Consider the following 16,352-nt stretch of genomic DNA (forward strand, 5'->3'; position numbering starts at 1 on the left):
AAAGATGGGAAATATTATTACTAAAAAAATAGCTAAAAGCATTATCTGTTTAGTACTTTCATTGGCGTTAGTAATAACTGCAATTCCAGCAGATTATATGGCAGCAGCTAAAAGCCCATTAAGCGAAACTACGTCAAAGGAGAGTAATGGATTTCAGATAAGCAGTCAGATTTTATCTTTGGAAAATGAATATACATCTGTTCAAATGTCAGGTGAGAATGGTGGATTTTACATATCAAATGTAGAAGGTGATAAGACAATAAAATCTGACAATAATAAGGAATTATTGTATCACAGTGACGATTATGATACATCATTTACATCTTTTAAGATAACAAGAAATGGTAAAACTGCTGTATACATTTTTGGAGAGGATTACTCATATGAAGGAATCGAAACAAGTAAGGTTACAGTGTTAAAGGATAAAACTGGATTATCAGCAAAGTGGACACTGGGTGATTTAGAATTCACCCAGCGTCTGGAACTGGCAAATTCCGGATCAAATGAGCATGGAATGGTATGCATTACATACAATGTAAAAAATAACGGAACAGATAATGTAAGCATAGAAGCAAGAATGCTGTTAGATTCAGCAATTGGAAATCAGGATTTTGCATATTATGAACTACCGGACACATCTTATAGTAGTAATACAATTGAAAAGGAATGTGTAATTAAAGGGGAAGAGATTCCTGCAACATTTTATGCATATGATGATTTAAAAAATCCACAGGCAACAGCAAGTACTGTTATTTCATCAAAGGGAATGCTAAAGCAAATTGCCTTTGCACATTGGAATTCCATTGCAGCAACAGATTTTGATTTTGCACCAAATGAATCATTGGATTTTACAAATGAAGGAAATGATCAATATGGAACTGCGGATAGTGCTATGGCAATGTACTATGATTTAGGTACAGTTAATGCAGGTAAACAAGGAATTGTAAATACATATTATGGTGTTTTTTCCAATGAGAAGGTTAAACCGGAAATCAATACAGTTGCGTTTAACATAACAGCGCCGGCAACATTAAGCTTATCAACCAATGGAAAAAATTATGTGTCTAATTGTAACAAAGATACAAATGGTAAATATAAAGAAGATGGAATATTTAATATACAGACATCTTTAAAAAATATATCTGACAAGGAAAATTATGACGAGGTGGTTGTTGCAGCGTATGCGTCTGAAGGTTTAACACCATTAGATGAACATCAGCAAAAATTGTCTTACGAGACAAGCTATGCCAAGCCTTACAGATGTTCTTATGTAGATTTCAAAAAAGGTACAAATATTAATATTCCGTTTTATTTCAAAGCGGATGTAGATACTTCAGCAACCTATAGAAAAATAACATTTAGAGTATACAAAATTACAAGTAAAACAGATTCGAATCTTTTGTATGAAAATATGTTATATGAAGGGTCCACATATGTACTATGTCCGGGAGGTAACGGTAAGTTACCGGAAATAACATTTAATAGTGCATCTCCAAAGATTTTGTATAATGATTTATCAAGACATTTATATATTACGGGAAAGAATTTTTCAATGCTTGAGGATAAAAGCAGATACACTCTTTATGCTAAGGGAGAAGATACGGAATATAAAATTCCTTCTTCAAACATAACCGTATATGGAGAAGAAAATAAAATAGATGTTCTATTTAATGAAAAAATGAAACCTGGAACATACAAGTTGGTTTTTGATTGGATTGAACCACCTGCAGGTGTAGATAAAAAAACTACAGGGGATGCTCTTTCAATAGTAATGTCAGATGACATTAAATATAGAAATGACTACTATGGGTTATTAGCTGTGGTTCAGGAAAAAAATACAAAAGGTGACAGTGCAAAGTACAACATAGAATCATTTTCTGATGAGACAGAGTATGAGAAAAATAAAAGTAAATATGAGGAAGTATTACTTTTATTTAAAGGGGACTTTATAAAAGATGATACTTACGATAAAGGTGAAGATGGTGAAAATGTAAAGTATGTAGCAAAGTCTTTGGATGGAGATAAAGACAAGATTGTTATAAATGGATGTATTGATGCTCTTGACGGTACAATTACATTAACAAAAAAAGATGGAGAAATTAATACAGATTTTGATGATGTTACGTTAAATGCATCGGTGGAAAATACAAGAATATATAAAGGAAATGCAGGTTTTACTTCTATCGTGAATGGAGAAGAATATAGTCTTGTACCATATAATACAAATGGAGAAGAATTAGAAGATTTTGAGGATCAGGTTATTACACTGGTATATCCAACTGCGTTAAATGGATTAATGACAATTGCAGGAATGGCATTTAATTTATCATTTGCAAGACTTGGAATGATGTATGATACTGATGAGGAAAATGCAGCAGATGTAAAGGAAGACGAAGCTAAAGGTTTTGTAATGTCTTTTTCGGCAAGTCTCGATTTAAGCTTCCTTATACCTGTATCAAAAAGAAATGCAGTGACAAATGACGATAAAGCAGCAGGGTCGGACGTATTTTCTGACACAGGAGCCAAAGCATCAGATCTTAGAAGTGAATGGAATAAAACATATAGTAAGAAAACCGGAACATCAGGAGCTATTGCAAAAAATAAAAAAGATAAAGAGAAAACAAAGGGAACAGTTCAGGTAAAGAATGTCCTTTATGGAATGAATCAGGGATTTATTGGGGTTAATTTTGATGCTGAAATAGAAGTTCCCGGGTATACAGATTCCATGCCTAATATTGTGGGAAAATTAGAAGTAAATACAATTAATAACTGGTCATTTAGCGTTGAAGGAAATGCTTCTTTCCTTAAATCAATTACACTTGAAGTTAAACTTGGTTTTAAAAGTCATAATAATGTACCTATAGTTGACAATTTATATTTTTATATTCAGGGAATAAAGCCTGGAATAAATTTAGATTCAGTAGGAGTCAGCTGGCTAATGGGTGGCGGTGGTGGCTTTGAAAATATGTATGATACATTGTTTTGTGCCAGTGAAGTTCCACCGATTAGGTTACTTTTAAGTGTAAACTTTGGACTATTTCAGGCATTAGACGCGAGAGCAGATTTATCTTTGGAACTTACAGGATTTGGAGTGAAAATTTCAGATTTAAAGGTTTCAAATACAAACATAGTATTAATGGATTATGCAAATATTCAAGTTGACTGGATACCTTATTACAAAATGCTAGTGCAGTGTAGCATAGAGTATTTGGGAATAATAGAAGGAAAAGGCTATATAGTGGTAGATACAAGTACAGGTGCAGAAGAAGCTTTTGAAGCTTATGCTAAGGCTGGCATTAAAATTCCTGATGCTATTCCACTAATAGGAGGAATTGAGGTAGGAAATGCAGCACTTGGTCTTAATACAACACGTATATGGGGAGCACTTAAAGTGTTAGGATTTTCAACAGGAATATGTTATGTATATGGTGGAGATTTATCCTTTGGTTCTCAGGCTAATGTTGAACCAACATATCCTCAATATTTAGAGGAAGCGGGAACAAAAGATATAAATGGAAGAACATGGTATCCTGTAGGTTATGATGAGAATAAGAAAGATACTCTTTATATGAGTCTTGGCTCAAACATAAGAGAATTATCTTCATCAGACAGTGGAAATCTCTTAGCAGATGACAGCGGAAATGCCAATTCAAACCTTCATTCTGACATTACAAAAAAATATCATGATTTCACATTAGGAAGTTATGAAGACGGTGGTGCACAGGTGTTGAGTGTATCATTTAGCAGCGAGAGTTTAGAACAGGCAGAAGAAGCTAAAGAGGTATTTTCAATTAAGGATTCCAATGATAAAGAGATTGCTTTGAAATATTATGATAATTCAAAAAGCGATGTTGAAAACGAAGATGCAAATGCAAATTTCTCTTATGACAAGGATAAAAAGCAGGGAACAATTGTAGTTTCATTTACCGACAGAAATCTTTATAACAAAATGTATAAGGTAAATACTAAAGAAGCATCAGAGCTTATATTATATGCAGTTGATCCACTTCCTGAAGTGAACGATATAAGCATGGAGAAAACAGAGTATTCCAACACTGATAATAAAGTGACAATTAACTGGGACGGAAATGCTAATATGTCTGAATTAGAAAAAATGGATATCTACGTTACAAATAATACAGATATTGAAAAGGATGGAGGAACATTAGTTGCTTCACTTACCAAAGGAGAAATTGCAAAGAAAACAGCAACAATTAATTTACCTGAAACACTTACTGCAGGTAAGTATTACATAAGAGCGGTATATAGTAAGGAGGATGTTACTACAGGAATTGTAAATACAAAGGGTACATTTGAATATAAAAATCAGACACAACCGGAAAAAATTACTAATATTACTGCAATGAATGCTGGTGATCTACAATTAAAAGCATCTGTTGATTCAAAAGACGATAAATGTGCAGGAGCATTGTTTAAAGTATATGAAGTAAACGAAAAGGGTGAAAAAACTGAATTGTCAGATTACAGTGTTTCAGCAACTAAAAATCAGAATAACGAAATTTATGCAATTTTAGGTGGAAGTAGTGACAGTAGTACTGAAGATACAAAAGGAAAAAATGTTGTTAAGAAAAATGGTTTAAAAGCAAATGGTAAATATATAATTTCTGCTACACCATTCAATAAAGTAGTTGACGAAAATAATAATGTAACAGGATTAATTTATGGTGAAGAAACATTTTCTAATGACATTACTTTAAATGAACCTAACAAAGCAACTTTAACTCTTAGTGCTAACCAAAAGAAATACCAGGTTGGAAGAGTAGAAAATGTTAAAGATGAAAATGGAAATGTAACAGAAAAAACAGTAATGTATGATACATATGATTCGTCAAACATTAATTTTGTTGCTTTATCAGATATGGACGTAACTGGAACATGGACACTTGATGGGGATGAAACAAAAACAGGAACATTTACAAAAACAAAATCAATACCAGTTGAATTAACCAATATATCAGATGGTGACCATACAATTAATATATATGGTAAGAACGAGAATGGAGATGGATTTAATGAATCTTTTGTATTTAATGTGGATACAACTGCTCCAACTTTACTTCTTAAATCACCAACTAATGGCTCAGGTTTTGATGAAAATGGAACATTAAATGTTAGCGGAATCACAGAGGAAGATGCATATATTACCGTAAATATTAACAATGAGCCGGTAATAAGACAGAAAACATTAAAAGACTTAAATGCAAAAATAAATGAAGAAGGTGATTTCTCATTTGATGTAAATATTGGCAGTGGTTATTACAAGAAGAATGTTGAAATAATTGTAAGTGACGAAATCGGAAATTCTACAAAGGCACAATGTGAAGTTTACAACAATGGAATGGGAAATGTAAAAGACATTGATGTGGCATTAAGTGCAGATACAACTGATAACACAGATAAAGAGTGGGTTTCCTATTCAAATAAAAATCTTTTCCTTAATGAAAAGGGAGATACGTCTGTGGAAGTTCAGTTGAAGGCTATAACAAATAATGACAACTATATTATTTTAAATGATATGGACAATGTTCAGTGGAATGTGGAAAGCGTTTTAGGAAGTTCAGAAATCGCAGGGAATAAGTTGACTATAAAAAACGGCAGTCATGGTTTTGTTGAAGGAAGACTTGTTCTGTTAAATGGAGCAGCATTGTCAGCATCATTTACATATGGTGCGGAAATACAGGGACAAACCGAGAAAAATGGATATAAAATTGTTTATAATGCTAATGGTGGAAAGGGAGCTATGACAGATCCTAACAGTCCTTATGAAAAATATGATTCTGTATTAGTTCCAAAGTGTGGATTTACATATTCGGGAAAAACTTTTGTATCCTGGAATACCAAAAAGGACGGAACAGGAACAACCTATATGCCGGGAGATAAATTTTATATTAGTTCTAATATTACATTATATGCAATATGGAAAAATTCATCTTCAGGAGGAAATGTAACTCCTACAGATAAACAACAGGTAAAAATAGGAAGTACTCATACAATAGGAAAGAATAAGTATAGAGTAACTTCAACTAACACAGTTACATACATTGGAAGCACAAATAAAAATACAACAAAGCTTGTTATTCCTGATAGCATAAAATTGAAAGGAAAAACATATAAGGTTACAGCAATTGGAGCAAATGTATGTAAGAATTGTAAGAAGTTAACAAGTGTTTTAATAGGAAAAAATGTTTCAGTTATAGCAGCGAAAGCTTTTTACAAGAAAAAGAAATTAAAAAATATTAAGTTTAAATCTACTAAAGTACCGAAGATAGGCAAAAATGCATTTAAGAGAATTAGTAAAAAAGCAGTATTTAAAGTACCAAAGAAAGTCAGAAAAAAATACAAAAAGAAACTTAATAAAAAGATTGGCTTTGTTAAAAAGACAATGAAGGTTAAGTAACTGAAGAAATAAATACCATATTGTTAAAAATGTTAAGTGTCTCTAAAAGTTGTGAACTCTTAGAGACACTTAATGCTATAATAGATTTGTGATAAATTAATACCAGTTTAATTATGAGGAATAATAAAATTATAAAAAAGAATAATAGGTAAAAAAATAAGCGAAAAATAATAAGTAAAATTCAATAAACAAAATATAAAAAAATATATTGGAGATTTAATATGAGCAAGATAAATAAATTTTTGAAAAAATATCGAAATAATAAAAAAATTAAGTATTTTACAATAGGTATTTTATTTATAATAATTGTTGTACTTTTTACTGTAGTTGAAAATGGAACAGGAGACAGAAAAAGAGCAAAAAAATTGGAAAAGGCAGCAGAAAATGAAATTGTAAGTATAAAAAAGAAAATCCCTAAAATGGACCGAAATACTTTTATAACTGTAGATAATAAGGTCGTAGTTGGCTTTATTAGTTTACCAAATAAGCAAATTAAATATCCTGTAATAAATACTTTTAATGACAATACAAATACTTATTCTTTGTGCAGAAGTGGAGATAAAATGCCATGGGACCTTGAGGGCATGACAATCTATGGAATAGATTCATTTACGAGAGTTTTGGAGGATATTGAGTCTGGGGAAAAATTAGAGTTCGAAGATGTAACAGGGAAAAAATATCAGTACAAATATGAAAAGAACATTAAGAAAAAGGTAGTAGATTATGGAATAAAAATCTGCAGTGTTGATAAAGAAGGAGAAGTAAACAAAGAATATTGGTTTGTAAAAAAATAATTCTTTAGGTTAATTAGTGCAACGTAGCAAGTAGAGGGGATAATAGATTTCAAATATAGCATTTGCTATGATATAAATTATAGCAAATGTTATATAAGGAGATAATATTATGCATAAATTAATAGAATGGCTCCGGAAGTAGCAATAGAGTATTTGAAGGAAATTTATAAACAAAAGCATTATAAAAATGCTTAAATAACGTTGAATATAGGATGAGGATAAAATGATAGATCTTAATGAAATTAAGAAATGTACTAACGATAGATTTTTCAAAGAGGAAGAGATTTATATAATATTGGAAAAGTTTTAAGTATTGACATTGAAAAGGATGAAGAAAGTGGTTTGATAAACGTAAAAGGGGATGTAAGAGGAAGTGGTAGGAATATTTACCAGGCAACTGTAGGAATAGATGACGAATTTATCGTGTTTTCAGAATGTGAGTGTCCGGCATCTCTTGTTTATAACTGGAAAAATGAATTTGAAAAATTTGCACCTAATCTGATAGTGAAAATTGCGTCAGGAAATGTAGAAGAGAGACATAAGATTATTAAGGAATCTGGTAAAAAGAATGAAAATGATGCTAGAGAAAACTGACGATGCGGAATTTAACACAAGTAAAATCCAGATACTTTCAGAATTAACAAAGCTTCGCCAGTTGTGCTGTGACCCGTCAATTTTATTTGACAAATATAAAGGGGAATCGGCCAAAGTCTGATATGTGTATTGATTTGATAAAAAACGCAGTGGAAAACGGACATAAAATTTTGCTTTTTTCACAGTTCACATCAATGCTTGAAAATCTCCAAAAAAGATTGGCGAAAGAAAAAATAAGCTTTTACACATTAACAGGAGCTACTAAAAAGGAGAAGAGAGCGCAAATGGTTGAGCAGTTTAATCAGGATGATGTGTCTGTATTTTGCATTTCTCTTAAGGCAGGAGGAACAGGTCTAAACCTAACTTCTGCAGATATTGTAATTCATTATGATCCATGGTGGAATGTTGCTGTACAAAATCAGGCAACGGACAGAGCACACCGTATTGGACAAAAGAATGTTGTGAATGTTTATAAATTAATAACAAAAGGAACAATAGAAGAAAAAATTGTAAATTTACAGGAAAGAAAGCAGCAATTGGCAGATAAAGTTCTTGGTGGAGAAGGCATAGGAAATGCAAGTTTTAATAAGGAAGAACTGTTGGAACTTTTGGGATAAAGTAAAAATAGAAATTTTCATTGCCATTTGTGCCTAAACAACAAGAAAGGAATGGAATATGAAATTACCGGATAGTGAATATTTAGATATAGGGCATTTAAGCCGTATACTTGACCGAAAGAGAGTAACAAATTGTTATAAATATTTTTGGACGCTTGCGATTTTAGATGCAGTTTCTTTTGAGAAGACAGCATTTACATATAATGACCTGTTAAATGGAATGATAAAGCGTGCGTGGTATATGGTTACAGAATTTAATTTAACCCTTGGACCATGTAATGTGACAGACAATTTGGAAGAAGTAGTAAAATATATTTCTTCAACATACAATATTCCACCTACCGCAAAGGAAAAAGATATTTTAAAATTTTTGGAAAATAATGACGATAAGACAATAATAAAACATAAACGAGATTTGATTCGTAACGTTCCCTATCGTTTACAAAGTCCTTTTTATTCTAATATTAAAGATTTAGGCGAAAAGAAAATTAATGAGATAAATCAACAGAAGCATTTATTGTATTATTTTAAGGAATTTAATAAATTAAAAACGGTTATTGAAATAAGTGATGAATGGGTAGAGTATTTGGTTAGAAATAAGGAAATTCTCACAGACTGGGTTTATTTTAATCTTATAAATTATCTTCAGGCTAGGAATCCAAATGTTCCGGGAATATCGGATAAACTTAAAAGGCCGGAAAAACGTGATTTAGCGAAAGTTACTGAATATTGGAAGACAATTATAACGCTAAACCCAACTATTAAAGATATATATGGAAACATAAATATGCAAAACGAAAAAATGTCCATTGATCATTTTGTACCATGGCAGTATGTGGCACATGATGAATTGTGGAATTTAAGTCCAACTACACCAAGTATAAACAGTAAAAAAGGAAACAAACTGCCAAATTGGGATGACTATTATAAGGAACTGGCAGTGCTTGAATATAAGGCTTATACAATTTGTCATACATACGATACTGCCAGAAAGCAATTTGAAAAATGTGCAGAACGTCACATTAATAGTCAGGAAGTAAGAAGCAGTTTATATGCAGATGGATTAGATTTGGAACAATTTAGTGAAAGATTATGTAATATATTAAAGCCAGTGTATGATTCAGCAAAGCTTTGTGGATTTGATGAGTGGAGTTAGAGATTACATTTGGCATTTTAGACAAAATAATGAAATTATGGTACAATGTCAGCGGTACAGCGTGCCTTAAACTTTTTTATAAACAGATAGGAGAAATGAGAAATGAACATTGTATGTTTAGATTTAGAGGGAGTATTAGTACCTGAAATTTGGATTGCATTTGCAGAGGAAACAGGAATAAGTGAACTTAAGAGAACAACAAGAGATGAGCCTGATTACGATAAGCTTATGAATTATAGAATAAATATTTTAAAAGAACATGGATTAGGTCTTAAGGAAATTCAGGAAACAATCGCAAAGATTGATCCAATGCCAGGAGCAAAGAAGTTCTTAGATGAATTAAGAGAAATGACTCAGGTAATTATTATCAGTGATACATTTACACAGTTTGCAGGACCTTTAATGAAGAAGTTAGGTTATCCTACAATTTTCTGTAACTCATTAGAAGTTGCTGATGATGGCGAAATTACAGGATTTAAGATGAGAATAGAAAATTCAAAACTTACAACAGTTAAGGCATTACAGTCAATCGGCTATGATACAATTGCCAGCGGTGACAGCCACAATGACCTTGGCATGATTAAGGCAAGCAAGGCAGGATTCTTATTCAGAAGTACAGAAGAAATTAAGAAAGAATATCCTGAACTTCCGGCATTTGAAACATATGACGAATTAATGGATGCAATTAAGAAAGCATTATAATGAAATAGCAGAATATTTTTTAAGTGAATAGATACATAGAAGCTGTGGGTTAAGTGGTACATATAAAGTATTGACAACGATGTTTGGAAATGCCTATATGTTCTAAAACTCACAGCTTTTGTTAAATAAAAATTTATTATATAGAAAATACACGTGCTATACTATGAAATGAATCATAGTGTGGTGCTATGTTAAAATCTAGTATATAATAAAATAAGATTTTACCAGTTAAGTAGTCGATGGAGATATGATACCTTATACAACAAAACGGAGGAAAAATGACAAAAGAAGAATTATTTGATCTTAGTATTAATCAAATTGAATTGGAATTATCAGAGCAGAGAAATTTGTACAGCGAAGACTAAATTGAAGAATTAGAGGAACGCTTAAAAGTACTTAAGAGTAATAGTGAGAAAATGGTGAATGAATATGTGATAAGTCAGAGACCAGAAAAGTTTCGTTGCCCTAAATGGGATGGAGAAAACATATCAACAAATATAAAATGTGGATATTGTGGTTATGTATTTAGGGAGAAAGATTATTATAATGATGAAGTAAGTACAGAAAAAGACGAATGCGGAGAAAATTCAAATATGGTTTTATACGTTATTTCATTTCTTCTCCCATTGGTAGGTATTATTTTAGGGGTAATATACATAGGAAAAGACGAGAATGACTTAGGAAAATCATTAATATTGTTTTCAATTATTATAGCAATTATTGGATATGTTTTAGCATTAGCATTAATATAAATTTGAAAGAGGAAATAAGATTATCAGTGGATACTGCAACAGAAAGGGGGAGTTATGAGATATAGAATATATATATGATAAAATTGCTGTGAGTAACGAAACTATGGTTGTAGAATACATAAACATGGCTATAAGTCGTGATTCTGAAAAAGAGTGGAATGACAATGGTGCGTATAGATATTTGAAGGAATTTGATGTACGAAACATTAAAGCACAGATTCAAAATATGTTGGGAGATAAATGTCAAATTATAATTAAATATCCACCGAAGAAATATAAGCAAATGCCATATCTTTATATTTCAACTGCATTTTCAGTGGTTCAGGAAGTACTTCCTGCGTTGGAATACATAGCTGCCAAAAATAAATTGGCTTTGTATGACGTGGAAAGAGATAAAACATATTATAAAAATTTGGTTGACGATGCTTTTATTACTCAAAAACTGCGAGAAAAGACTTTAAAAGAGACAATATTAAAAAATACAAGAGCACTATGGCGTTATAACAAAATTTTTTCGGCAAATGAGGAAAATCAAAGTGCATTTGTTATTACAGTATACAGAATAAAAGGTGTGATCTTTGCAGAACGTACAAAGTGGTTTTATGAATGCCTATTGTCAGCGTTGACTGAAGATGAAACGCTGGAATGTGAAGACAGAACATTTAAAGTTTGCGGAACGGATTATACAATATCATTTCTTTTTGAGGGATACAAAGAACATGCAAATATGATAGGGTTTGTAGAAAATGGAAAGGAAAGTGTTGCACTTCTTCGTAGAATGAGCACATACAATGCTATTAAATGGATAGAACAGTGTAGAAAAATTGAAAAAGAAGACATAATAAATAGAATGTGTTTTACAGAAATGGTGTATAAGTATAAAAATCCAGGGGACCGTCTGGCTAAAAGTGTGAACATAACAAAGTGGCAGAGAAGAGAAATATTTGACATTAGATATAGTGGATTTGGGTACTATGAATCAGAAATAGTATTTAATGTAGTTCCTGAATGTGTAATGGCATCGCATATATCATCCTTGAAAATTGAGGAAGAAACAGCTAGTTTTATTCTTCCATTCGTTAAGGATGTTTATCCCTACATTTATGATAGGTATAATCTTACTGAAAATCATTTACCATTTGCAATGTGGATAAAATTTATCAGACGATTAGAAAAAGCTAAAGAAATGATTGTAAATGACACATTTAATCCGGATTTGCTACCATATATTGAAAAGTTCAATTTATATGTACTAGAAGACGAAAACACAGATTTTGATACAATAAAAAATAATCCGGTTCAATTTTTATATGAACACAGATATCAGGTTTCGCATCTTTATGATGTTTTAATTGAGTGGTCAGATACTCAACTAAATTATTATTGGGGATGTGACGGAGATGGCATGATTAATATTCAGGGACCATAAGAAAAAGGAGAAGATAAATGAATCAGGAAAGAATACAAGACATAACGCAGGGCTTAAAAACAGCGTATATTAATGGCTCTCTTGCTTCAAATATTGAATATAAACCAGGTTTTGTATCAAACAATCCGGAGGAAGGAAAGAAAGTTATTTCTTCTATTGAAGAAGAGTTGCTAAGGTGTGAGAAATTTCAAATCAGTGTTGCGTTTATAACCATGGGTGGAATTACACCACTTTTGCAAACATTAAAGGAACTTGAAAAAAAGGGAATTCCGGGAGAAATTTTAACAACTAATTATTTGGACTTTAGTGAACCGAGAGCACTTGCAAAATTAAATGAACTTGAGAATATTACATTAAAAATGTATGACGTTGAAAGTGCAAACAATGGTTTTCACACTAAAGGATATATTTTTAAAAAGGAAGAAGTATATAGAATCATTCTGGGTAGTTCGAATATGACAAGGACTGCACTTACAAGTAATATAGAATGGAATACAAAAATAATATCCACTGAACATGGAGAAGTGGCAGAGGATATTGTAGAAGAATTTCAGAAACTTTGGAATTCTGAGTATGCATTGGACTTTGATTATTTTTATGAGATTTATAAGGCACGTTATGAAATTATTAAACACCAGCGTGAAGTTGCAAAAAAAGATAGAATCCCATCTTTTGAAAAATATACTTTAAAACCAAATTCTATGCAGGAAGAGTTTATTGTAAATCTTAGGAAAATTATGGAAAAAGGTGAAGAAAGGGCATTATTAATTTCTGCTACAGGTACCGGTAAAACATATGCTTCTGCATTTGCCATGCGTGAATTGGGATTTAAGAAAGTTCTGTTTTTAGTACATCGTGAACAAATACTAAAGCAGGCAAAAAAGTCATATGAGAATGTTTTTAGCAGTAACATTTCTACAGGTATTCTTTCGGGAAATCATAAGGATATGAATGCTGACTATATTTTTTCAACAGTTCAAACATTAAGTAGAGACAATATTCTTTCCGAATTTTCAAACAACAGATTTGATTGTATAATCATCGACGAAACCCACAAAGCAGGAGCGGAAAGCTATCATAAAATCATAAATCACTTTAAGCCTAAGCTTCTTTTAGGAATGACAGCATCTCCTGAGCGAACAGACGGATTCGACATTTATAAATTGTTTGATCACAATATTGCAAGTGAAATAAGGCTTCAGGATGCTTTAAAGGATGATTTACTTTGTCCCTTTCATTACTTTGGAATATCAGATTTGACTATTGAGGGCAGAGAAATCGATGAAAAAACAGAATTCAGATATCTTGCCACAGAAGAAAGAGTTAATCATGTAATTGAAAAGGTTGAATACTTTGGACATGATGGAGATAGAGTGAAGGGATTGGTATTCTGTAGCAGAAATGATGAAGCAAAGGCTTTATCAGATGCTTTCAATAAGCGTGGATATAATACAATTGCATTATCAGGTTCAAATAGTCAAAGTGAAAGAGAAGCAGCTGTGGAAAGACTGGAGATGGAATGTAATGTTGATGAAAAAGGACGACCGGTTTCAGAGCAGGCACTTGATTACATTTTTACAGTAGACATTTTTAATGAAGGTGTAGATATTCCACAGGTAAATCAGGTTATTATGCTTCGTCCTACGCAGTCTGCAATTGTTTTTGTACAACAGCTTGGTCGTGGACTTAGAAAGGCAGATGGCAAGGAATATGTGGTAGTACTTGATTTTATTGGAAACTATAACAACAACTTTTTGATTCCAATAGCCTTGTCAGGTGACAGAACATACAACAAGGATAATGTGCGAAAATACGTAAGAGAAGGGGCAAGGGTAATTCCCGGCAGTTCCACCATTCATTTTGATGAGATTACAAAAAAGAAAATCTTTGAATCCATTGATAAAATGACAACAACAAAGCGTATGCTTACAGAAAAATACAATCAGGTGAAATATAAGCTTGGACGTATTCCGACTATTTTGGACTTTTATAAGCTTGGTGAGATTGATCCTATGCTGTTTATAAAATATGCAAAAACATATGACAGTTTTTTAAGAATTGTAGACAAAGACTACAATATTACATTTACAGATAAGGAAGAGCAAATATTAGCTTTTGTTTCAGCATTAATAATTGATGGAAAAAGACCCCATGAACTTTTAATGCTAAAGATGATGTTGGAAGGAACGAATATAGAAGAAAATACATTCGCAGAGCAGTTAAGTAATATTGGTGAAAAATTTAAAAAGACAGATTATGATTCAGCAATAAGAATAATAAATCTTGATTTTGTAACAGGTAGTGATGCAACAAAGTTTTCAGATATAGAATTAGTATCATCGCTAGAGTTAAAATCAGGAATGTTAAAACGTTCATTAGCATTTGTGGAAAAACTTAGAAATGTAAGATTTAGGGAAGAGCTGGAAAATCTTGTTAAGTATGGAATGATGCGTTACAAAGATATGTATTCAAACCATGATGAAAATAATCTTGTTCTTTATGGAAAGTATTCAAGGAAAGATGTATGTCGTCTTATGAACTGGGACAGGGATGAAAGTTCTACAATGTATGGCTACAGAATAAAACATGGTACATGTCCTATTTTTGTTACATATGAAAAGAAAGACGATATATCAGAAAGCACAAAGTATGAGGACCAGTTTATAAATCAGCAAACATTTAGCTGGATGACAAGAAACGGTGTTGCAATTGACAGCCGTGAAAGTCAGGAAATTATTAATAGTGAAGAGTCAGGTCTTAAAATTGTTTTGTTTATAAAGAAAAGCGACGGCGAAGGAACTGATTTTTATTATATGGGTGAAGTGAATCCGGTTGATTGGAGACAGACAACAATAAAGAATAATAGGGGCAGGAAACTTCCAATAATGAACTTTTTGTTTAAGTTAAAGAACAGCGTAAGGGAAGATATATATGAGTACTTTACAAAGTAGTGAAGATAAGGAGATACAGTAGATGAAGACAGTCAGAGTTGTTGCAGCGGTAATAAAATCTACAAACGAAAACAAAGAACCAATTATATTTGCAACACAGCGTGGATATGGTGATTTTAAAGGTGGCTGGGAATTTCCCGGTGGAAAAATAGAAGAAGGAGAAACATCGGAGCAGGCATTAAAACGTGAAATAATGGAAGAACTTGATACAGAAATATCCGTAGGAGAACTGATTGATACTATTGAATATGATTATCCACAGTTTCACCTGTCAATGGATTGCTTTTGGTGTGAAATTGTAAGTGGCAATCTTGTATTAAAGGAACATGAGGCTGCAAGATGGCTGACAAAGAAACAGTTGAATGACGTTAAGTGGCTGCCGGCCGATGTTACGTTAATTGAAAAGATTGGAAAAGAAATAAATTTAATTTAGTCATTTGGATATGAAATGACTAAATTAAAAATGACGTAATTAAATGAGAGACATATAGTTATGTAGAAATTGTTAATTCATGAAATTGCTAACAAATTTAGTTAAAGATGGAGAAATGCTATGAAGCAATGCAAATAGGCTATGCAGTTTGATATTAATAAGGAGTGGATAAATGACAAGTGAGACAATTAATCAAATTTTAAAATTTAGAGATGATAGAGATTGGAAGCAATTTCATAATCCAAAAGATTTGGCAATATCAATTTCGCTGGAGGCAGCAGAATTACTTGAAGTTTTTCAGTGGAGTGGTTCGGATACATCAAATGAAAATAAGCAGGAAAAAATAAAAGAAGAACTGGCGGATGTGCTTAATTATTGTGTGCTTATGGCAGATGCATGTGGATTGGATATTGACGAAATAGTTCAGAAAAAAATAAAAATTAATGAAAAGAAATACCCGGTAAGTAAGTCAAAAGGAAAAAGTGATAAATACGATAAGTTATAAG

At 31.9% G+C, this 16,352-nt stretch carries 10 protein-coding genes and 1 pseudogene; all 11 read left to right on the forward strand.

Going from position 1 to position 16,352, the window contains the following annotated elements; translation table 11 throughout:
* Positions 1-4 precede the first annotated feature (4 nt).
* Entirely contained in the window at positions 5-6,418 is a 6,414-nt protein-coding gene (locus DWZ69_RS08115) for an InlB B-repeat-containing protein (RefSeq protein WP_118436673.1), read from the forward strand.
* Positions 6,419-6,639: 221 nt separating this feature from the next.
* Complete coding sequence (locus DWZ69_RS08120) at positions 6,640-7,212, forward strand: hypothetical protein (protein ID WP_117999717.1); 573 nt, start codon at positions 6,640-6,642, stop codon at positions 7,210-7,212.
* A gap of 342 nt (positions 7,213-7,554) precedes the next feature.
* Positions 7,555-7,806 (forward strand): hypothetical protein, encoded by a 252-nt coding sequence (locus DWZ69_RS08125; RefSeq protein WP_117999718.1) that lies wholly within the window; start codon positions 7,555-7,557, stop codon positions 7,804-7,806.
* A gap of 16 nt (positions 7,807-7,822) precedes the next feature.
* Positions 7,823-8,423: pseudogene (locus DWZ69_RS08130) on the forward strand (C-terminal helicase domain-containing protein); the annotation flags it as partial.
* 58 nt (positions 8,424-8,481) lie between these two features.
* Positions 8,482-9,579: an HNH endonuclease domain-containing protein gene (locus DWZ69_RS08135; RefSeq protein ID WP_118436674.1), complete on the forward strand. Its 1,098-nt coding sequence runs from the start codon at positions 8,482-8,484 to the stop codon at positions 9,577-9,579.
* A gap of 102 nt (positions 9,580-9,681) precedes the next feature.
* Positions 9,682-10,281: a bifunctional phosphoserine phosphatase/homoserine phosphotransferase ThrH gene (thrH, locus tag DWZ69_RS08140; RefSeq protein ID WP_117999720.1), complete on the forward strand. Its 600-nt coding sequence runs from the start codon at positions 9,682-9,684 to the stop codon at positions 10,279-10,281.
* A gap of 431 nt (positions 10,282-10,712) precedes the next feature.
* On the forward strand, positions 10,713-11,033 hold the full coding sequence (locus tag DWZ69_RS08145; RefSeq protein ID WP_158573371.1) for a hypothetical protein: 321 nt from the start codon (positions 10,713-10,715) through the stop codon (positions 11,031-11,033).
* 88 nt (positions 11,034-11,121) lie between these two features.
* Positions 11,122-12,462, forward strand: coding sequence for a hypothetical protein (locus DWZ69_RS08150; RefSeq protein ID WP_147364269.1), 1,341 nt, complete (start codon positions 11,122-11,124; stop codon positions 12,460-12,462).
* A gap of 17 nt (positions 12,463-12,479) precedes the next feature.
* Positions 12,480-15,413 carry a DEAD/DEAH box helicase gene (locus tag DWZ69_RS08155; protein WP_118436680.1) on the forward strand — a complete coding sequence of 978 codons (2,934 nt, stop codon included), beginning with the start codon at positions 12,480-12,482 and terminating at the stop codon, positions 15,411-15,413.
* A gap of 22 nt (positions 15,414-15,435) precedes the next feature.
* Positions 15,436-15,846 carry a (deoxy)nucleoside triphosphate pyrophosphohydrolase gene (locus DWZ69_RS08160; RefSeq protein WP_117999723.1) on the forward strand — a complete coding sequence of 137 codons (411 nt, stop codon included), beginning with the start codon at positions 15,436-15,438 and terminating at the stop codon, positions 15,844-15,846.
* Positions 15,847-16,018: 172 nt separating this feature from the next.
* Entirely contained in the window at positions 16,019-16,351 is a 333-nt protein-coding gene (locus DWZ69_RS08165) for a nucleotide pyrophosphohydrolase (RefSeq protein WP_117999724.1), read from the forward strand.
* Position 16,352 lies beyond the last annotated feature (1 nt).

Source organism: Eubacterium sp. AF34-35BH, assembly GCF_003477765.1.
GTDB lineage: Bacteria > Bacillota > Clostridia > Lachnospirales > Lachnospiraceae > Eubacterium_G.